Consider the following 19,311-nt stretch of genomic DNA (forward strand, 5'->3'; position numbering starts at 1 on the left):
CCGGCCAGAGCCCGTGCCGTCCGGGGAGAGCCCGTAGCCGCACCGGCCAGAGCTGACAAGGCCACCAGAGCTGTCAAGGCAACCGGACAAGCCCGTGAGCTGAGAGCGCCTCGGGTCGGGGCTTGTGGGCTGCAGTGTCCGTTCTGATCGCGGTGATCGGTGCCTTGGCCTGTTTCGGCGAGGCAAGGACGTGAGGGCGTTTTGCGCGTTCACGGAGACCCCGCCGACTGGGGGTGGGTTGGAGGGTTAGGCGTCCGTGATTTCTTCGGGGCGTTGGCCGGTTACCAGGTAGACGACGTTTTCCGCCACGTGGACGGCGTGGTCGGCGAAGCGTTCGAAGTACCGGCCGGCCAGGGTGATGTCGACGGCGGGCTCGACGCCGTGCTTCCACTTGGGGGAGAGGAGGATGTCGAAGAGACGGCGGTGCAGGCGGTCCATCTGGTCGTCGTCGGCGTCGAGTTCGAGGCCCATCTCGACGTCCTGGGACGCGATCACACTGCCCGTCTTGGCGATCATGCGTTCGGCGATCTGGCCCATCTCCAGGACGGTCGCCTGCAGCTCGGGCGGCACGGCCGACTCCGGGTGCCGGCGGCGGGCGGTCTTCGCGATGTGCACGGCGAGGTCGCCCATGCGCTCCAGGTCGCCGCTCATCCGCAGCGCGGTGATCAGCGTGCGCAGGTCGCCCGCGACGGGCTGCTGGCGGGCCATGAGGTCGAAGACCGTCGCCTCGATGTCCGCGTCGATCTTGTTGACGTGCTCGTCGCCGCTGATGACCTCCTCGGACAGCCGGAGGTCGGCGTCCAGGAGGGCGGTCACGGCGCGGGACATCGCGGAGCGGACGAGCCGGGTCATCTCGACCAGGCGGTCGCTGAGGGAGTCGAGTTCCTCGTGGTAGGCGTCGCGCAAGTCAGCAGTCCTTCGGTGTGCGGCCGGGGGCCGCGGGGGCGGGCGGGGCGTAGTAAGTGGCAAATCGGGGCGAACCGGACGTGTTTCCGGTGGTCCGGGCGTACTCGCCCACGCCACAGCCTGCCGTGCCGCCGTGAACCGGACCGGATATGGAGGTGAACTTTCGGCGAACGGGATCGCTGTGACCAGGGCCTCCGGGTGGGATGGGTCCGGACGCCGCTTACGATCCGTGGTGTGGAGGTCGAGATTGTCGCAAGCCTCACCGGGCTTGCCGGGCTCGCGATCGGGCTCGCCAGCGGATTGGCGGTGAGAGTGAGCGAACGAGCCCAGCAGGCGCCGGTGCCCTCGACGCCGTCCGGCGGTCTGCCGCCGGGCGTGGCGTCCGTCCTCAGCGTGCTCCGGTCGTCGGCCGTGGTCGTGGACGGCGAGGACCGCGTGCTCCGCGCCAGCTCGGCCGCCCGCGCGTTCGGACTGGTCAGTGGCGATCGCCTGGTCGTGGACGAGGTGCTCGCGATGGCCCGGCTCGTCCGCCGGGACGGCGAGATCCGGGAGACGGAGATCCAGGTCGCGCCGAGCGGGTCGCGCAGCCGCGCGGACGGCCGCTGGTTCGCCGTCCGGGTCGCGCCGCTCGGCTCGCACGGGCTCGTCCTCGTCCTCGCCGAGGACCTGACGGACATGCACCGCACCGAGGCGATCCGCCGCGACTTCGTCGCTAACGTCAGCCACGAGCTGAAGACACCGGTCGGCGCGCTGTCGCTGCTGGCCGAGACGGTCGAGGGCGCGGCCGACGACCCCGAGGCCGTCCGCCGGTTCGCGGGACGGATGCAGTACGAGTCGGTCCGGCTGACCAACCTCGTCCAGGACCTGATGACGCTGTCGCGCGTGCAGGGCGACGAGCCCCTGCCCGCGCTGCGGCCCGTCACGCTGGACGACGTGATGGCCGAGGCGATGGAACGCTGCCAGACCAGAGCGTCCTCGAAGGACATCGAGCTCACCGTCGGCGGCGAGGACGGCCTGCGCGTCCGCGGCGACCAGGAACTGCTGGTCACCGCGCTGCGCAACCTGGTCGACAACGCCGTCGCCTACAGCCCCGAGCACACCCGCGTCGTCGTCGCGACCAAGCGGCGCGACGACGGCCACGTGGAGGTCAACGTGACCGACCAGGGGATCGGCATCCCGGACGGCGAGGTGGAGCGGATCTTCGAGCGCTTCTACCGCGTCGACCCGGCCCGCTCCCGCCAGACCGGCGGCACCGGCCTCGGCCTCGCCATAGTCAAGCACGTCACCAGCAAGCACGGCGGCGACGTGACCGTGTGGAGCAAGGAGGGGCACGGGTCGACGTTCACGATCCGGCTGCCGCTGCTCGACGCCCCGCATCGTCCCCCCGCCGGCATCACCGCGGCGAACAAGGACACGGCCAAGAACAACGCGGACGCACAAGTTGACGCGGACGCGGGTAAGAACATCGAGAACACCGCCCGGGAGGGAACACCGTGACCCGCGTGCTCGTCGTGGAAGACGAAGAGTCGTTCAGCGACGCACTTTCGTACAACCTGCGCAAAGAGGGCTTCGAGGTGGCCGTCGCGGCCACCGGTCCCGACGCGCTGGACATCTTCGAGCGCAACGGTGCCGACCTCGTGCTGCTCGATCTGATGCTCCCCGGCCTGCCGGGCACCGAGGTGTGCCGGGAGCTGCGCGCCAAGTCCAGCGTCCCCGTCATCATGCTGACCGCCAAGGACAGCGAGGTCGACAAGGTCGTCGGCCTTGAGCTCGGCGCGGACGACTACGTCACCAAGCCGTTCTCCACCCGCGAGCTGATCGCGCGGATGCGGGCCGTCCTGCGGCGCCAGGGCGAGGTCGAGGAACTGGCCCCGGCGACGCTCGAGGCTGGACCGGTCCGGATGGACGTCGAGCGGCACGTCGTCAGCGTCGGCGGCGACCCCGTCCAGCTTCCGCTCAAGGAGTTCGAGCTGCTGGAGGTGCTGCTCCGCAACGCGGGCCGCGTCCTGACCCGCATGCAGTTGATCGACCGCGTCTGGGGCGCCGACTACGTGGGCGACACGAAGACGCTGGACGTGCACATCAAGCGGCTCCGCGCCAAGATCGAGGAAGTGCCGTCGACGCCGCGGTACATCGTCACCGTCCGCGGCCTGGGTTACAAGTTCGAGCCCTGACGGATAGGCGGAACGGCCCGTCCAGCGGCTGGACGGGCCGTTCTGTCGTAGGCGCTTGAGAGCCTGGCGGGACGGGTCAGTGACCGGCGCCGGGCGACTCCGAGGCCGTCGGGGACGCGGACGTGCCCGGCTGGCCCGGCTCGGTGCTCGCGGTCGGCGACGGGCTGCCGCTTCCAGGCGTCTGCGGGGCGCCGGGCGTGGCCGATCCCGGGGCCTGGCCGGCCGGGGTGGGCAGCGGGAAGGTCGCGAAGTCGTCCTGCTGCGGGATGATCGGCACCTGGAAGTCGACGCCGCCCGCCTTCTCGAACTGCATCCGCACAAGGACGGTCGACCCGGCGAGCAGCTCCTGCCGCAGGCTCGGCAGCACCACGAGCGGCTGGTCGCCGCCGCCGGGCGCGGGCGGCACGGTCTGCTGCGGCGGGGCCGTGTTGCCCGTCGGGCTGGCCGTTGGCTCGGACGTGGAGCCGGGCCCCGTGGGCTCAGGCGTCGCGCCGGGCGTGCCGGGCGTCCCGGACGCGGTGGGCGTGCCGGTGGGCTGGCCGCTCGGCCGGCCCGTCGCGGCGCCGCCCGGCTGCCCCTTCTGCTTCTTCCGGGACGGCGGCGTCGGGCTCGGGGTCGCCGTGGGCTTGCCGAGCAGCTTGACGAGCGCGCCCGTCCCGTCCGCGGCCGCGCCCGGCAGCGCGATGCCGCCGCCGTCGATCTGCGCGGGCCCGCCGAACTGCGGGGAGCTGACCGAGACGAGGCGGTCCGGCCGGCCCTTCACCTGGTTGATCATCACGCCGTAGAGCGGCAGCGACAGGCCGGGGGCGATCGGCTGGCCGGGACGCGGGCCCAGCACGAACATGTTGCGCAGGGCGATCTGCGGCGCCGCCGGCTTGTCCAGCGGGACGGAGACGTTCACGCCGTCCGTGAGCTGCGTCGGGGACGCGGACTGGGGCTCCTCGCCGGCGCCGCAACCGGTGATCACCGGCGCGATGGCGACGGCGCCAGCGACGGCCAGCGTGACCATTCGACGGCTGTTACGGATCACGGCGTCGGTCTCCTCGCGAATGTTCTGCCAAGGCGTGGCCTCGAGAATGGCACGAAAGTTGTGAGAGCGGCGTCAGGGACGCCAGAGGAAGCGTAGCGAGGCCCGACGGGAAGCACCGCTTTGGGGTACCCGACACGCCATTTTTCCCTCCCCCGCAGCCGACCACGCGGGGGGACCCGCGCGGGGGGCGTCAGCCCGATTTCAGCGACTGGACCTTCTCGTTGAGCTCGGGGCCGGGCCGCGGGGCTTGGACGACCTCGTTGACCACTCCGTCCGGCTGGACGAAGACGGCGGTCATCCCCGTCCCGGGCAGCCCCGGCATGCCGCGCGGCGGGGCGTAGGCGCCCGCGAGCACGCCCGAGCGGTCTTCGAGGATCTGCGGCGTCCCGTTGTGGGCGGTGCCCGCGCACGCCTTCAGCTCCTTCAGCGGCGTCCCCTTCTTTTCCGCGACGGGACGCGGATCGGCGACGAGCCAGAAGTTCAGGACGCTCTCCTGCGTCCGGGCGGCGAGTTCGGCCACGACGCTCTCGCACTCGTACCCGGGCGGGACGATGCCGATCACACCGGGACGCAGGTCGCGCAGGGACATGGGGGAGTGCTCGCCGGCCACGAGGTCGACGGAGCCCGCGGGCAGCAGGCCGCCGATCCGGCCGGGGCTCGCGGACGGGCGCGGCGCGAGCTGCGCGCCGGTCGGACGGGGCGCGGGACGGGGCCCGAACGCGGTCATCAGGACGCCGCTGAGCAGCGCCACCAGCAGCGCGCCCGCGATGATCGGGACGGCGACGCCGAACCTCGTCAGCGGGCCGCCGAACCGGCGGATCCGGGCCCGGCGGCGGCGCCGGCGCTCCTCGCGATGGTAGGCGACCACGTCGCGGTCGAGCTCGCGGGCGTCATCGGGCACCACGACGTCAACGCGGGGCAGCCCGTAGTCATCGGGGTCCGGGTCGTCGCCGTCCGGCCTCACTCCGCACCTCCGTCCTGGCCACTCGTCGGCTGAGCCGTCCCATTCGGCCCCTTCCGGGCGCTTCGTACCCGCACTACCCGGCCTGTTCACCTCCAGTATGGGATGCTTCCGCATCGCCCGGTGGGGGATGCTTGTAACCAGGGCCGGTTACCGGTAATGACGATCCGGCGCGATCCACGTGGTTCTTCGGCTACCCTGAGTACGGGGAACTGGACGAGGATGCACCATTAAAGGGCTTTGTCAATACCCCAATATGCGGCTTGACCTGGGCATTTGTCTGGAAGGCCGGTTCAGCCACGCTGGTTTACGTGGTACCCTGGTTCTAGCGGAAGGGGTACTTGTCACATGACTTTCCAGGTCGGCGACACCGTCGTCTACCCCCACCATGGGGCTGCTCGGATCGAGGCCATCGAGACTCGCACCATCAAAGGTGAGGAAAAGACCTATCTGGTCTTGAAGGTCGACAAGGGCGACCTGACAGTGCAGGTCCCGGTCGAGAACGTCGAGGACGTGGGTGTCCGTGACGTCGTCGGCCAGGAGGGTCTGGAGAAGGTGTTCGAGGTGCTTCGCGCACCCTACACCGAGGAACCCACCAACTGGTCCCGCCGGTACAAGGCGAATCTGGAGAAGCTCGCCTCCGGTGATGTGAACAAGGTCGCCGAGGTCGTCCGCGACCTGTGGCGGCGAGACAAGGAACGCGGACTGTCCGCCGGCGAGAAGCGCATGCTCGCCAAGGCGCGGCAGATCCTGGTCAGCGAGCTCGCGCTCGCCGAGAAGACCAACGAGGACAAGGCAGAGGCCCTGCTCGACGAGGTCCTGGCCAGCTGAACGGCCGGATGGGTTGAGCGCACGGCTTCCACGGGTGGGCGTCGGTACCGACGTCCACCCGTTCTCGTCCGAGCCGCGTCCGCTGTGGGTGGGCGGGCTCGAATGGCCCGGTGAGGGCCACGGCCTCGCCGGGCACTCCGACGGCGACGTCGCGGCGCACGCCGCCTGCGACGCGCTGCTGTCGGCCTGCGGGCTCGGCGACCTCGGCGCCGTCTTCGGGACGACCGACCCGCGCTGGTCGGGCGCGTCCGGTGTCGCGTTGCTGCGTGAGGTGGCGCGGCTCGTCCATGAGGCCGGGTTCACCATCGGGAACGTCGCCATTCAGGTGGTGGGGAACCGTCCCAAGATCTCCAAGCGGCGCGGCGAGGCGGAGAAGACCCTCTCCGAGGCGCTGGGCGGGGCCCTGGTCACCGTCACCGCCACCACGACAGACGGCCTGGGCCTGACGGGCCGCGGCGAGGGCCTGGCCGCAATAGCCACCGCCCTCGTCCTCCCCCCACCTACCTAAGCCCACCTGCTTGCGCCTGCCTGCGCCCGCCTGCCTGGGCGCAGCGTGCCTAGGGCCTACGCGTCTGGGGCCATGTGCCTGGGGTGCATAGCGCGGCCGGTTATCCACAATCTCGCAGCTCATTGTCGTCCGGTGCCTGGGCGTTTGACGATGGTGGTAGCCGGTCCGCCCCCGGGCGGGAGGGGCATGCTTTTCCAGCGCCGGGAGGGGCATGCTTTTCCAGCGCCGGGAGGGGCATGCTTTTCCAGCGCCGGGAGGGCGTGCTCAGGGGGGCTCTGGGGGTTGCGCTGGGTAGACCGTGCCTGTCACTTCGCCCAGGGTGATTCGGGAGCCTGACGCGCCCGGGGCCTGGGCGCGGAGGGTCACCGTGTCGCCGTCCTCCAGGTACGTGCGTTTCGTGCCGTCCGGGAGTTCCAGGGGCTCGTCGCCGTTCGAGGTCAGTTCCAGCAGGCAGCCGCGCTGGTCGCGGTCCGGGCCGGAGACCGTCCCGGACGCGAACAGGTCCCCGGTGCGCAGCGGAGCGCCGTTGACCGTCGCGTGGGCCAGTTGCTGCGGCGACGTCCAGTACATGTCCGCGAACCGCGGGCGCGCCACCACCTGGCCGTTGATCAGGACCTCCAGATGCAGGTCAAGGCCCCACGGCTCGGCGCAGCGCAGATATGGCAGGGGCTCCGGGTCCTGGACGGGCGGCGTCACCCGCGCGGGCTCCAGCGCCGCGACCGGCACCACCCACGAGGAGATCGACGTCGCGAACGACTTGCCGAGGAACGGGCCCAGCGGCTGCGACTCCCACATCTGCACGTCGCGCGCGCTCCAGTCGTTCACCAGGACGAACCCGAACACATGCTCGCGGAACGCGCCGACCGGGACACCCCGCCCCGGAACGGACGGCACACCCGCCACGAACCCGACCTCCGCCTCGAAGTCGAGCCGCGTCGACGGGCCGTACGTCGGCTCCGGCTCGCCCGGCGTCCGGCGCTGCCCGGACGGCCGGATGATCGGCGTCCCGGACGGATACACGGTCCCCGCACGCCCGTGGTAGGCGACCGGCAGCCGCTTCCAGTTGGACGGCAGCGGCTCGCTCCGCGGGCGCAGGATCCGTCCCGTGTTCCTCGCGTGGTGCTCGGACGAGAAGAAGTCGACATAGTCCGCGACCTCGAAGGGCCGGAGCAGCGACACGTCCGCGACGGGAATAAGGTGCGGCTCCACCCGCTCGCGGAATCCCTCGTCGGTGAGCAGTTCGACGAGCCGCGCCCGGTTGGCCTCCCAGACGGGACGTCCCGCCACCATGAAGGCGTTCAGCGAGCCGGACGCGAAGCACCGGCGGTCGTCCACAAGCCCGGCGGCGGACAACGAGGCCAGGTCCAGGACGAACCCGCCGATGGCCACCCCCACGCGAGGCAGCTCACCCGGACGGGAGAACACCCCGTACGGCAGATTCTCGATGCCGAACCCGCCGTCCGCACTACCCGGAACCCACGAATCGGTCGTCATGCCGCTATTTCTTCCCCCACCGTTCCCCTTTCATCCGGTGATGGACATCGGGCGAAGAGCCGACAGCGCGGCCTCGATCTCGGGCGTCCCGTAGGCGGAAAGCAGACGCCGCGCCCCCTCCGCCTCGTCCTCGCCCAGCGTCAGAAGATCGGTGATCACATCTCCGGGGTCGGTGCGGGAGAGGGCGTCCCGGACATCCCCTGCTCCAACTCCCGCCACGGCGGCGGCCAGTAGGGCGTTCAAGGGGCCTGGGCCGTCCCGGCCGCCCGCCAGGACGAACGGCAGGTCGCGATCCGCGCAGGCCGAGATGAACGCGGCCAGCCCCTCCACCGCGCCGGACGTCCGGAAGGCGGCGCCCAGCGGGGCTCCCCGGTCACGGGCCGCGGCGACGCGGTCGAGCGCGTCCCGCCAGCCGGGCGACGGCCGCACCTCGATGTGCGCGGGCGCGTCGGACGGGAGCCGGGCGATCGTCACGGCGGCGGCCCGCGCCTGGTCCGCGTCGCCGGGGAGCGGGATCCGCAGCGACGAGACGCGGACGCGCGGCTCGCTCCACGCGGCGTCCAGCGTCGCGGACAGATCCTCGATCCCGCTGTCGGCGACCAGGCCGAGGTCGAGCAGGTCTTCCGGGACGAGCCGCGCCCGCAACCCGGCGAACCGCGACGCCGGGCACAGGAACCGTCCGGCCGCAGGATGCCGGGCCACGCGGCGGTAGGTCGGGAGCGCCTCGTCCAGCGGGACGCCCTCCTCCCGAACACGCCCCGGCGGGACGGGCTCCGGTGGGAAGAGCGCGGCGTCGTCGATCAGCCGAGCGAGTAGGGCGCTCATGACCCATGACTACCCGGCCGCCGGGGACCTCACCGCGCGCGGCCGGGTTCGCGCGCCTCAGCCCGCCGGCGGGACGGGGCCGCTGCGGAAGTTGCTCGACGGCGGCGGGTTCCAGTCATCGTCGGCGGGTTCCGGGGCGTCGGCGGGTTGCGGGGCGTCGGCGTCCGGGTCCTCGGCGCGGTCGGCCGGGGGATCGTCGTGCTCGTCCTCCTCGGCCGGACGCCGCCCGGGCATCGGGATGTCGGGACGCGTCGTCGCCGCGGCCGGACGCTCCTCCCGCTCGACGCGGTCTCGGCCGCGGACCAGCTCGACGTCCGTCGGCAGCAGGGCGGGCGCGGCGGGCGCCTCGGCCGCGCCGGGCGCGTCGATCGGCGACCGCGGCTCCGGCAGCGAGTCCAGCGGCGGCGGCCCCTCCTCGGACGGGACGCCCGACTCAAGCGACGGCCCGGGCTCAAGCGACGGCCCGGGCTCAAGCGAAAGACCCCGCTCGAACGGCAGCCCCCGCTCGAACGTGAGGCCAGGCTCGGACGACAAACTCTGCCCGGACGACGCCTCTCGACCGGAGGTGAAGCGCGGCTTGAAGACCGGCTCCGACCCCTCCTCCTCGGCGTCGTCCTCCACGTCCTCGAAGATCTCGCGCTCGAAGGCGTTGTCCCTCTCGGTCTCCGCCCGCGGAGCCGGTGCCTCAGGGGCGAACGGGATGAGCGAGTCGCGCTCGTCCCGGAAGAGCTCCGGCGCACGCTCCACCTGCTCCTCCCGCTCCACAGAGTCGGCAGAGCCGGTTCCGGTTCCGGCTTCCAGGGCCAGGGGCTCAGGCGAAGCCGGTTCCAGGACCTTGACGTGGCCGCGCTGCGGCTCGACCGGCGGCGTCTCGTCGGCGGCCGGACGTCCCACCCGGATCTGCTTGAACATCGTCAGCCACAGCCACACCGCGATCACCAGCATGACGTGCGGCGCGACCGCGACGCCCGCGCGGACGGGGTCGCGGGACAGGTCGTCGAGGCCGCGCAGCGAGTCCTGGACGGAGATCGCCGCGCCCCCACCCAGCAGGAGGAGAAGCAGCACCCACCGGGGCAGCCGCGTCCACCAGCGGGCGTTCCGGGTGATCACGAGGGACAGGATCGTCAGCGCGGTGAGGGTGTCCGCGATCGCCGGGTAGAGCGGCGCCCAGCGGCGGCCGACGCCGCCGAGCCGGGCGAGGTCGCGGAGCACGTCGTAGGTCAGCGCGAACGCGGCGCCCGCCAGCGCGGCGACGACCAGGCCCGCGACGGCGGTGAGCACCCGGCGCTGCGCGGGGGTGAAGGACGGCCGGGTGGGATCTGTTGGCATGTCTCTCGTTCCGGGATGGGTCGCCTGATGAGGGTCCTGAGGCGAGATTAGCCAGCCCGCACCGCGAGACCCGCCCATTCCGGACGATCACTTTGCCGTGCGCGCGATATGCACTGAGACGTAACGTATGGACGACCGCCCGTACGCACGACGGCGACCATGCGAGGAGGCAGCGATTCCGGGGGATCGGCTGGGCGAGCCGGTCCGGACGTTCGACGGCCGGGCCGCGGCGCGCCGCAGGTGGGCCTGGCTCGGGCTGCTCTGCGCGGCGTCCCTGGCGCTGGTCCCGGCAGCGATCGTCTACCTGCGCGACAGGGTGTGGTGGGTCGGCGTCCCGGCGCTGCTGCTGGCCATGGGCTACGCGGCGGCCGTCGGCTGGGTCGCGGGACGCGACCGTCCGCGCCTCGGCGGACGGGCTGTGGTCCTCCACACCGGCGGCCTCTCCGTCGTCCGCCGCCGCGACGAGGCCCGGTACACGTGGGACGAACTGGTGTCCGTCACCGTGGCCGGGGTGAAGCCCGAGCCGGGCTCACCGACCCGCTGGAGCTTCACCCTCGTCGCGGACGACGGCCGCGTCCTGCGCCTCGGCGACGACCTCCCCGAGGTGCGGACGCTCGGCGCGGCGGTCGCCGCCGAGGTGACGGCGCGGATCGTCCCGCGGCTGCTGGCGGCGGTGAAGGCGGGCGAGACCGTCCGGCTGGGCCCGTTCGACGTCGACCTGGACGGCGTCGAGAAGGAGGGCGACCGCCTCCCCTGGGACGCCGTCGACGACGTCGCCGTCGACAACGGCCTGGTCACCGTGCACGCCCGCAAGGGCCCAGACCTGATGACGATGGCCGCCCAGATGCCGGACGCGCTGGCGTTCACCGCCCTGTGTCACCAGGTCAGAGACCTCGCCAAACCTTCTTGAAGAATTTTCCGGGGGGTATGTCGAGAACCCGTCCGCGGCTCCGATCCCTTCATGACCGACGGAAACCGAACCGGTGGAAACCCGAACCGGCGGAACCGACCCGACGGAAACGAACCGGCGGGAACCTGAGAGGAAATCCAATGGAAGTGCGCACTCTTGACGTTCCGGGCGCGAGCCTGCACTACGAGGTCCGCGGGTCCGGGCCCGTCGCGCTGCTGATCTGCGGCGGGATCTACGACGCGGCGGCCTACGCCGGGCTCGCCGGGCAGCTCGCCGACCGGTACACGGTGGTGACCTACGACCGGCGCGGCAACTCGCGCAGCCCGCTCACCGGGCCGCCGGTGCCGCAGCGCATCGAGGAGCACGCGGACGACGCGTCCCGGCTCCTCGCCGAGGTCTCGCCGCACGCGCCCGCGTACGTGTTCGGCAACAGCTCCGGCGCGCAGATCGGGCTCGCGCTGGCCGAGCGGCACCCGGAGCAAGTCCGCGTGCTTGTCGCGCACGAGCCGCCGCTGCTCTCCCTGCTGCCGGACGCCGCGCACTGGGAGTCCGTCATGGCGGACGTGGAACGCGCGTACGCGGACGGCGGCGCCGGCGCCGCGATGGGCCTGTTCGGCGCGGCGATGGGCATGGGCGGCGGCGAGGACTCCGGCGACGAAGACTCCGGCGGCGAGGATTCCGGCGACCAGGATTCCGGCGGTTCCGGGGGCGGCGCCGAGCCGCCGTCGCCCGAGATGCAGGAGATGTTCGCGCGGCTGGAGAAGAACACCGACTTCTTCATCGGCTACGAGGTCCCGCCGTTCGGGCGCTGGACGCCGGACGTCGACGGGCTGCGCGGGTCGTCCGTCCCGATCGTGCTGGTCGCGGGGGAGGAGTCGGCGGGCGAGCCGCCGCACCGGTCCGCGTACGCGCTGGCCGAACGGCTCGGGACGCCGGTCGAGACCTATCCCGGCGGCCACGGCGGCTTCGGCATGTCCGCGGACGAGTTCGCCACCAGGCTGGACGCCGCGTTCTCCGGGTCCTGACACAAAGGCCCGCGCGGGAAGGGCCTCCTGACCTGGAGGGCGCGTAGAACCTTATGACCATTTGGCATATGGGATGGCACGCGATACGACGCGCGGCCGTCCGCCCATCCAATAACCTGGTTTCGTGAGTCTGCGCCTTTACGACACCGGCACCCGTAGCGTCCGCGCGTTCGAGCCCCTGGAAGAGGGCCGCGTGGGGATGTACGTGTGCGGCGCTACTCCGCAGGCGTCCCCGCACATCGGCCATCTGCGCTCCGGCGTGATCTACGACGTGCTGCTGCGCTGGCTGCGCGCGTCCGGCTACGAGGTGACGTTCGCGCGCAACGTCACCGACATCGACGACAAGATCCTCGCGGTGGCGGCGGAGCGGGGCGTGCCGTGGTTCGCGGTCGCCGAGGGCAACCAGCGGGTCTTCTCCCAGGGCTACGACCTGCTCGGCTGCCTGCCCCCGACGATCGAGCCGCGCGCCACCGGGCACGTCCCGGAGATGATCGCGCTGATCCGGCGGCTGATCGACAAGGGGCACGCCTACCCGGCGGGCGGCGACGTGTACTTCGACGTGAAGTCGTGGGCCGACCACTACGGCGAGCTGTCGAACCAGCGGCTGGAGAACATGCGGTCGACGGGCGACACCGTCAACGAGGACTGCAAGCGCGACGCCCGCGACTTCGCGCTGTGGAAGGGCGCGAAGCCCGGCGAGCCGTCCTGGGAGACGCCGTGGGGGGACGGCCGCCCCGGCTGGCACCTGGAGTGCTCGGCGATGGCGACCAAGTACCTCGGTCCCGTGTTCGACATCCACGGCGGCGGCGTCGACCTGATCTTCCCGCACCACGAGAACGAGATCGCGCAGTCCCGGGCGGCGGGCGACGGGTTCGCCCGCTACTGGCTGCACAACGGGCTCCTCACCGTCGACGGCGAGAAGATGAGCAAGTCCGTCGGCAACGTCGTGCTGCTGCCCGACCTGCTCGACAAGGCGCGTCCGGTCGAGGTCCGGTACTACCTGGTGTCGGCGCACTACCGCTCGCTGATGGACTACAGCGACTCGGCGCTCGCCGAGGCCGTCTCCGCCTACCAGCGGATCGAGGGGTTCGTCACGCGCGCGACGGAGGTCGTCGGCGCGGTCGCGCCGGCGTCGCCGGTGCCGGCCGGGTTCGCCGCCGCGCTCGACGACGACCTCGGCGTGCCGCACGCGCTGGCGGTGCTGCACGAGGCCGTCCGGGACGGGAACAGCGCCCTCGCGTCCGGCGACCGCGACGCGGTGCGGGAGCGGCTCGGCGCCGTCCGGGCGATGGCCGGCGTCCTCGGGCTCGACCCGCTGTCGCCGCAGTGGGCCCGGTCCGGCGAGGACGACCTGCGCCCCGTCGTGGACGCGCTCGTCGCCGTCGCGCTGGAGCAGCGGCAGGCGGCCCGCGCCCGGAAGGACTACGCCGCCGCCGACGCGATCCGCGACGGCCTGTCCGAGGCGGGGATCGTCGTCGAGGACACCCCGCAGGGCCCCCGCTGGGAGCTCAAGCGCGACTGACGCCCGCGCGGGCCCGGCGCGCGGGACGGCGGGGCCCGCGCGGCGGATAAAATCGGGTGTTCGCGGGGGTGCGCAGCCGTCCCGCCGAGATCCCAGCCGCCCGGGCAGCCACGTCGACGGGCGAACCACCACCGTCGCTAGGGGCGAATCGACCATGGCCAAGAACAAGGGCAAGGGACCGACTCCGAAGGCCCAGGACCGGCACTGGCACGCCAAGCGCCAGAAGGCCCGCGCCGTGAAGAGCTCCCGCCGCACCGGCACCCCGACGCTCGGCCCGGGCGGGCGCGACAAGCCCGCCGAGGCCCCCGAGCGCGCCCGCCGCCCGGCCGGGGCGCGGCGCGCGAACGGCGAGGTCCCCGAGCTGGTCACCGGGCGCAACCCGGTCGTCGAGGCGCTGCGCGCCGGGGTGCCGGGGAGCACGCTGTTCTACGCGTCGTCCAGCTCGGACGAGCGGGTCCGCGAGTCGATCCAGCTCGCCGCCGACCGGGGCGTCGCGCTGCTGGAGACCGGCAAGAACGAGCTCGACCGGATGACGGACGGCGCCGTCCACCAGGGCATCGCGCTGCAGGTCAAGCCGTACCGGTACGCGCACCCCGACGACCTGCTCACCGGGCCCGCGCCGCTGATCGTCGCCGTCGACGGGATCACCGACCCGCGCAACCTCGGCGCGATCGTCCGGTCCGCGGCCGCGTTCGGCGCGGCGGGCGTCGTCGTCCCCGAGCGGCGCGCCGCCGGGGTCACCGCCGGGACGTGGAAGTCGTCGGCGGGGACGCTCGCGACCGTGCCCGTCGCGCAGGCCACGAACCTCACGCGGCAGCTCAAGGCGTACCAGAAGGCGGGCTGCTTCGTCGCCGGGCTGGACGCGGGCGGCGGCGTCGCGGTCGCCGACCTGGAGGTCGCGTCCGGGCCGTTCGTGCTGGTCGTCGGCTCGGAGGGCAAGGGCCTCGGACGGCTCGTCGGCGAGACCTGCGACCTGCTCGTCACGATCCCGATGCCGGGCGCGGCCGAGTCGCTGAACGCGGGCGTCGCCGCCGGGATCGCGCTGTACGAGGTCAGCCGCCTGCGCTCGCGGTGAGCGCCGCGGGTGCGCGCGGTGACGTTGCTCACTACCGACAATCTTAACGTTCAGATAGTTGACGTGGGTTTACTCCTCATGTTGTTATCTCAATGTTGAGGTAATGACCTGAGGGGTGAGCCAGATGACCGCCATCGCGGCGCCGCAGGGGGTCCGCCCCCGCTACGCGGCCGACATCGCCCTGGCCGCCTTCGCGCCCGCGAGCTGGGGCACCACCTACGTCGTCACGACGACGCTGCTCCCGGACGGCCGTCCGCTGCTCGCCGCCACGCTCCGCGCGCTGCCCGCCGGGCTCGTCCTGCTCGCCGCCACCCGCCGCCTGCCGCGCGGCGACTGGTGGTGGAAGTCGGTCGTCCTCGGCATGCTGAACTTCGGGGCCTTCTTCCCGCTGATCTTCTTCGCCGCGTACCGGCTGCCCGGCGGGGTCGCCTCGACGATCGGCTCCGTCCAGCCGCTGGTCGTCGCGCTGCTGTCGATCGGCGTGCTGCGGGTGCGGCCCGCCCGCGCCGTGCTGTACTCGGCGGTCGCCGGGACCGGCGGCGTCGCCCTGCTGACGCTCAGCGCCGACGCCCGGCTCGACCCGCTCGGCATCGGCGCCATGCTCACCGCGACGTCCCTGATGGCCACCGCGATCGTGCTGGCCAAGAAGTGGGGCCGTCCCGAGTCGGCGGATGGGCGTCCCGAGTCGCCGCTCGTCATGACCGGCTGGCAGCTCACCGTCGGCGGCCTCGCCCTCGCCCCGCTGACGCTCGCCTTCGAGGGCGTGCCGTCGTCGGTGACCGGGGAGAACGTCCTCGGCTTCGGCTACCTCGGGATCGTCGGCACCGCCGTCGCGTACGCGCTGTGGTTCCGCGGGATCGACCGGCTGCCGCCCACGTCCGTCTCCCTGCTCGGCCTCACCAACCCGATGGTCGCCACCGTCGCCGGGCTCGTCGTCCTCGGGCAGACGCTCACGCCGCTCCAGATCGTCGGCTTCACCATCGCGCTCGGCGCGCTCGTCGCCGGCCAGACCCTCAACCGCCGGACGTGACGCCCCGCCGCCGCTCCCTCAGGAACGCCAGCTCGGCCTCGTTGTCCGTGCGCTCGATGGCCGCGTCGTAGGACGCGGCGGCCTCCGCGTCCCGGCCCAGCCTGCGCAGCAGATCCGCGCGGACGGCGTGGAACAGGTAGTAGGCGCCGAGGTCGAGCCCGTCCACGAGGGCGAGCGCGGGCTCGGGCCCTTCGACCTCGGCCACCGCGACGGCCCTGTTCAGCGCCGCGACCGGAGTCGGCGCGATGGCCATGAGCTGGTCATAGAGCTGGACGATCTGCTCCCACTGCGTGTCCTCCGGCCGCGCGGCGTCGCTGTGCACGGCGTTGACCGCCGCCTGGATCTGGTACGGCCCCGGCCGGTTCCGCCTCAGACACTGCCGGACAAGCGCCTGCCCCTCGCGCACCAGGTCTTCGTCCCAGAGGCGGCGGTCCTGGTCGGGGAGGAGGACGAGCCGCCCGTCCCGCATCCTCGCGGGCTTGCGCGACTCGATCAGCAGCATCAGGGCCAGCAGGCCGAGGGCCTCCGGCTCGTCCGGCATCAGCTCCACCAGGACCCGGCCGAGCCTGATCGCCTCCGCGGCGAGGTCGTCGCGCCCGCCGTATCCCTGGTTGAACACCAGGTAGATGACCGCCAGCACTCCGGACAGGCGCTCCGGCAGATCGGCATCGTCCGGCACGCGGTACGGGATGCGCGCGTCCCGGATCTTGCCCTTCGCGCGCACCAGCCGCTGCGCCATCGTCGGCTCCGGCACCAGGAACGCCCGCGCGATCTCCGCCGTCGTCAGCCCGCCGAGCAGCCGCAGCGTCAGCGCCACCCGCGCCTGGAGCGCCAGCGCCGGATGGCAGCAGGTGAAGATCAGTCGCAGCCGGTCGTCCCGCACGGCGCCCTCCTCCACCGGTTCCGCCACGCCGACCAGCGCCGCCTGGGCGTGTTTGCCGTCCCGCGCGGCCTCCCGGCGCAGCCGGTCGATCGCCTTGTTCCGCGCCGTCGTGATGATCCATCCGGCGGGCGCCGGGGGCGGGCCGTCCACCGGCCACCGCCTGACCGCCTCCGCGAAGGCGTCCTGCACCGCCTCCTCGGCCACGTCGACGTCGCCGAACACCCGGACCAGCACGGCCACCGCGCGCCCGTGCTCCTCCCGGAAGACCTGTTCGATCAGGCCTCGCCCTGGAACGGCCGCACCTCCATCGGAAGCCCCGTCTTCTCGGCGTACCTGGCCGCGACCTTCAGCGCCGCGTCGAGGTCGGCGGCCTTGATGATGATGATCCCGCCGATGTGCTCCTTGCCCTCCGTCCAGGGCCCGTCGGTCGCGACCACCTCCTCGCCCCGCAACCGCACCACCGTGCTCGCGTCGGGATCGTGCAGGCCCCGCCCGAACACCCACGCCTCCTGCGACTCCAGGTCGCGCCGGATCACCGCGAGGTCCGCCATCACCTTGTCCAGCACCTCCGGCGGCGGACGCTCGCCCACGGGCTGGATCATGTTGAGCGCGTACAGTTTCATGCTTCCTCCCTCTTCCGGTATGTCGCGATCACGACCCCCGTCGTCGTGACCACCGACCCGACGAGCCGCATGTCGACGGCGACTTCCTCGAACAGCCGCTGCCCCGTCCCGAGCACCCGCGGATGGATCATCAGCAGCCACTCGTCGACGAGCCCCCGCCGCATCAGCTCCCGCACGAGGACACCGCTCCCGATAACCGTCAGATCCTCCTCGATGCGTTCCACACCGCCGACGTCCTCGACGAGCACCGAGTTCTCCCAGGGCAGTTCCCGCATCGTCGTCGTCACCACGTACTTCCGGGCCCGGTTCAGCGCGTCCGTGTACGGGTTGTCCTTCTGGTGGGGCCAGTAGGCGTGGAGGCCCAGGTACGTCCGCCGCCCGAGCAGGATGCCCCCGTCCCGCCCCATGCCCTTCCCCATCTCCGAGCCCATGACCTCGTCGTTCCCCGGAACGGCCCACCCACCGTGCGCGAAGCCGCCCCTGACGTCCTCATCGGGCAGGGCGGGCGCCTGCATGACCCCGTCCAGCGACAGATGCTCCACCACGACGATCTTCCCCACGGCTCCTCCTCCAGACGACGGCCCTCACCCCCTATACGAACGCCGCCCACCCGGATCGACACCGCCCCGGAAAAACCGTCCCCCCGACCCCCCACCAGTTCGACTACGATGCGTGGACGACCAGGCCGGCGTAGCTCAATCGGCAGAGCATCTGTCTTGTAAACAGAAGGTTAGGGGTTCAAGTCCCCTCGCCGGCTCCCAGGTCAAAGGCCCCTTCCGCTCCCGGAAGGGGCCCTTTCGCTAACGGGTTTGCTAACAGCGGCGTCTGCGCCGCGCCGTCGATCCTGTCCACGATGATGGGCGCCGCTCCGGCGAACTGCTCGTTCTCTTCCGCCCACCGTCGCGGACCTGATCAAAGTGGCGAAGGCCGCGCGGCAGTTGACCTCTGGCTCTCCCGTTTGCCCTGCCGCGCGGTGTTCAAGGCCACGGCCACCCGTCGGGGTGCGTGATGGCCGTGGCCAGCTCTCGAACCGTGATCGCCTCTACCAGCCGCCACCCGTGGCTACCGAGCACCAACGCCCAATAGCTACCGGTGTGGAGCCCGACCCAGCACGGGACCCCGAACCGCTGGCTGACCTCCTCCACAGCGGCAGCGGCCCGGGCATCCATCGCAGGTCATTCGTCCAGTGGGACGGCCTTGCCGCCGAGCCCTGCGGCGGCCAGCAGCGCCGTGACCTGCCACACCGCCAGATCCATCCGCGAGCAGGGCGCGAGCAGCGTCCCGGTACTGAACCGGAACCACCACCCGCCGTCCCCGCCGACCACGCAGACGCTCTCACCGACAAACGGCATGTCCGGGGAGTGGACCCGCAGCAGCGGGACCGCTTCGGCATAGCGGCGTTCGGCGACCCAGCCCTGACGCCGCAGCGCCCAGCCGAGCCGGTTGAGGCGGCGGCGTGCGGTGAGGGGCCGAGGCAGCGCAGCGGGTGCAGCCGGGGGGACAAGCACCCACCACGCCGCTTCAGCCTCCCCTTGGACCGCCTCCTCCTGTGAGGCGGCCCTATGAGGTGACAGTGGGGGAGTCCACACCACCATCACCAAGCCCTCTTCTCGACCGAACGCCCCGCCGCCCGCTGCCGCTCGTGCACCAGCGCCGCCCGCAACTCCTCCGAGCCCCGGCAGATCACCGTCGCATCAACCCCGGCAGCCGGGTCATGCAGCGTCGCCACCCATTCGCCGGAGCTGCCGTCCGACCGCAGGGCCCGCCAGATCCGGTGACCGGTGAACTCCTCCCGAAGCCCACGCATTGCACGCTCCTCAGCCTGGACGCGCCTTTCCATCGCCGGAGTCTTCATTCGGACTTGCTCCTCTCAGGCCGCGTCGGCCATCACTCGCTGTCCCCCAGCACGTGCAGGCCCTGGACGTGGGTGGCGATGCGGCGCGCGGCACCAGGCATGTCGTTCACCGGGTGCTGGTGGTTGCCTCGGGCCCAGGAGAAGAACCGGCCGGTGAAGCTGACGAAGATCCAGAGGTAGACGCCGGGTGCGTCGGTGTGCACGGCGAGCCCTGCAACGTCCTCCTTCACCTCGGATTGGATCTCGTGCTCAGTGAGTGCGCCTCGCAGCTCAGAGAGCAGCTCCAGCTCTAGCGACATCGTCGTTTCCATAGGTTCGCCCTTTGGTGGG

At 72.1% G+C, this 19,311-nt stretch carries 21 protein-coding genes and 1 tRNA gene; 10 read left to right on the plus strand and 12 right to left on the minus strand.

Annotation, left to right across the window (positions count from 1 at the left end):
- Positions 1 to 246: 246 nt before the first annotated feature.
- The gene (gene phoU / locus FXF68_RS37320; protein WP_148355857.1) at positions 247 to 906 is read right to left on the minus strand and encodes a phosphate signaling complex protein PhoU; all 660 of its coding nucleotides are present in this window, start codon (positions 904 to 906) and stop codon (positions 247 to 249) included.
- A 234-nt stretch (positions 907 to 1,140) separates the two neighbouring features.
- Here phoU and FXF68_RS37325 point away from each other — a divergent pair, with 234 nt between their 5' ends.
- Positions 1,141 to 2,403, plus strand: a complete 1,263-nt coding sequence (locus FXF68_RS37325) for a sensor histidine kinase (protein WP_148767532.1) — start codon at positions 1,141 to 1,143, stop codon at positions 2,401 to 2,403.
- A gap of 5 nt (positions 2,404 to 2,408) precedes the next feature.
- Positions 2,409 to 3,080, plus strand: a complete 672-nt coding sequence (locus tag FXF68_RS37330) for a winged helix-turn-helix domain-containing protein (protein ID WP_483902920.1) — start codon at positions 2,409 to 2,411, stop codon at positions 3,078 to 3,080.
- A 76-nt stretch (positions 3,081 to 3,156) separates the two neighbouring features.
- On the opposite strand, the gene FXF68_RS37335 is transcribed toward FXF68_RS37330, so the two are convergent.
- On the minus strand, positions 3,157 to 4,110 hold the full coding sequence (locus FXF68_RS37335) for a hypothetical protein (RefSeq protein ID WP_148767533.1): 954 nt from the start codon (positions 4,108 to 4,110) through the stop codon (positions 3,157 to 3,159).
- 190 nt (positions 4,111 to 4,300) lie between these two features.
- Positions 4,301 to 5,074, minus strand: coding sequence for a hypothetical protein (locus FXF68_RS37340; RefSeq protein WP_148767534.1), 774 nt, complete (start codon positions 5,072 to 5,074; stop codon positions 4,301 to 4,303).
- Positions 5,075 to 5,419: 345 nt separating this feature from the next.
- Here FXF68_RS37340 and FXF68_RS37345 point away from each other — a divergent pair, with 345 nt between their 5' ends.
- Positions 5,420 to 5,902 (plus strand): CarD family transcriptional regulator, encoded by a 483-nt coding sequence (locus FXF68_RS37345; protein ID WP_067459337.1) that lies wholly within the window; start codon positions 5,420 to 5,422, stop codon positions 5,900 to 5,902.
- A gap of 34 nt (positions 5,903 to 5,936) precedes the next feature.
- The gene (gene ispF, locus FXF68_RS37350) at positions 5,937 to 6,410 is read left to right on the plus strand and encodes a 2-C-methyl-D-erythritol 2,4-cyclodiphosphate synthase (RefSeq protein ID WP_187438310.1); all 474 of its coding nucleotides are present in this window, start codon (positions 5,937 to 5,939) and stop codon (positions 6,408 to 6,410) included.
- 264 nt (positions 6,411 to 6,674) lie between these two features.
- Here the strand turns inward: ispF and fahA are convergent, their stop codons facing one another.
- Genes fahA through FXF68_RS37365 form a run of 3 tightly spaced genes read right to left on the minus strand, consistent with a single transcriptional unit; the run spans position 6,675 to position 10,058 of the window.
- Positions 6,675 to 7,904, minus strand: coding sequence for a fumarylacetoacetase (fahA, locus tag FXF68_RS37355; protein ID WP_148767536.1), 1,230 nt, complete (start codon positions 7,902 to 7,904; stop codon positions 6,675 to 6,677).
- A gap of 30 nt (positions 7,905 to 7,934) precedes the next feature.
- Positions 7,935 to 8,729, minus strand: coding sequence for a hypothetical protein (locus FXF68_RS37360; RefSeq protein WP_148767537.1), 795 nt, complete (start codon positions 8,727 to 8,729; stop codon positions 7,935 to 7,937).
- 57 nt (positions 8,730 to 8,786) lie between these two features.
- A complete protein-coding gene (locus tag FXF68_RS37365; RefSeq protein ID WP_187438311.1) occupies positions 8,787 to 10,058 on the minus strand; it encodes a DUF2637 domain-containing protein in 1,272 nt (423 codons plus the stop codon).
- A gap of 127 nt (positions 10,059 to 10,185) precedes the next feature.
- Here FXF68_RS37365 and FXF68_RS37370 point away from each other — a divergent pair, with 127 nt between their 5' ends.
- From FXF68_RS37370 to FXF68_RS37390, 5 genes are all read left to right on the plus strand, one after another.
- Positions 10,186 to 10,968 (plus strand): DUF6585 family protein, encoded by a 783-nt coding sequence (locus FXF68_RS37370; protein ID WP_148767539.1) that lies wholly within the window; start codon positions 10,186 to 10,188, stop codon positions 10,966 to 10,968.
- A 140-nt stretch (positions 10,969 to 11,108) separates the two neighbouring features.
- Complete coding sequence (locus FXF68_RS37375; RefSeq protein ID WP_148767540.1) at positions 11,109 to 11,993, plus strand: alpha/beta fold hydrolase; 885 nt, start codon at positions 11,109 to 11,111, stop codon at positions 11,991 to 11,993.
- Positions 11,994 to 12,117: 124 nt separating this feature from the next.
- Entirely contained in the window at positions 12,118 to 13,515 is a 1,398-nt protein-coding gene (gene cysS, locus FXF68_RS37380; RefSeq protein ID WP_148767541.1) for a cysteine--tRNA ligase, read from the plus strand.
- Between the two features lie 154 nt (positions 13,516 to 13,669).
- On the plus strand, positions 13,670 to 14,590 hold the full coding sequence (rlmB, locus tag FXF68_RS37385) for a 23S rRNA (guanosine(2251)-2'-O)-methyltransferase RlmB (protein ID WP_148767542.1): 921 nt from the start codon (positions 13,670 to 13,672) through the stop codon (positions 14,588 to 14,590).
- Between the two features lie 124 nt (positions 14,591 to 14,714).
- Entirely contained in the window at positions 14,715 to 15,620 is a 906-nt protein-coding gene (locus FXF68_RS37390) for an EamA family transporter (protein WP_148767543.1), read from the plus strand.
- Here the strand turns inward: FXF68_RS37390 and FXF68_RS37395 are convergent.
- The 3 genes from FXF68_RS37395 to FXF68_RS37405 are packed head-to-tail and all read right to left on the minus strand — an operon-like array spanning position 15,604 to position 17,686.
- Positions 15,604 to 16,782 (minus strand): RNA polymerase sigma factor, encoded by a 1,179-nt coding sequence (locus FXF68_RS37395; RefSeq protein WP_148767604.1) that lies wholly within the window; start codon positions 16,780 to 16,782, stop codon positions 15,604 to 15,606. The genes FXF68_RS37390 and FXF68_RS37395 overlap by 17 nt on opposite strands.
- Positions 16,779 to 17,126 carry a YciI family protein gene (locus FXF68_RS37400; protein ID WP_148767544.1) on the minus strand — a complete coding sequence of 116 codons (348 nt, stop codon included), beginning with the start codon at positions 17,124 to 17,126 and terminating at the stop codon, positions 16,779 to 16,781. Before FXF68_RS37400 ends, FXF68_RS37395 begins: the two co-directional genes overlap by 4 nt.
- Positions 17,123 to 17,686: a dihydrofolate reductase family protein gene (locus tag FXF68_RS37405; protein ID WP_148767545.1), complete on the minus strand. Its 564-nt coding sequence runs from the start codon at positions 17,684 to 17,686 to the stop codon at positions 17,123 to 17,125. The genes FXF68_RS37400 and FXF68_RS37405 overlap by 4 nt, the downstream gene beginning before the upstream one ends.
- A gap of 124 nt (positions 17,687 to 17,810) precedes the next feature.
- On the opposite strand from FXF68_RS37405, the gene FXF68_RS37410 reads away from it, so the two are divergent.
- Positions 17,811 to 17,883 (plus strand) — tRNA-Thr (locus FXF68_RS37410).
- Between the two features lie 418 nt (positions 17,884 to 18,301).
- Here the strand turns inward: FXF68_RS37410 and FXF68_RS37415 are convergent.
- The 3 genes from FXF68_RS37415 to FXF68_RS37425 all read right to left on the minus strand — a co-directional run bounded on the left by FXF68_RS37415 (position 18,302) and on the right by FXF68_RS37425 (position 19,280).
- Positions 18,302 to 18,634, minus strand: a complete 333-nt coding sequence (locus FXF68_RS37415; RefSeq protein WP_148767546.1) for a hypothetical protein — start codon at positions 18,632 to 18,634, stop codon at positions 18,302 to 18,304.
- Between the two features lie 86 nt (positions 18,635 to 18,720).
- Entirely contained in the window at positions 18,721 to 18,933 is a 213-nt protein-coding gene (locus FXF68_RS37420) for a hypothetical protein (protein ID WP_148767547.1), read from the minus strand.
- A gap of 80 nt (positions 18,934 to 19,013) precedes the next feature.
- Entirely contained in the window at positions 19,014 to 19,280 is a 267-nt protein-coding gene (locus tag FXF68_RS37425) for a hypothetical protein (RefSeq protein ID WP_148767548.1), read from the minus strand.
- Between the last annotated feature and the right edge of the window lie 31 nt (positions 19,281 to 19,311).

It is taken from the genome of Actinomadura decatromicini (assembly GCF_008121305.1).
Lineage (GTDB): Bacteria > Actinomycetota > Actinomycetes > Streptosporangiales > Streptosporangiaceae > Spirillospora > Spirillospora syzygii.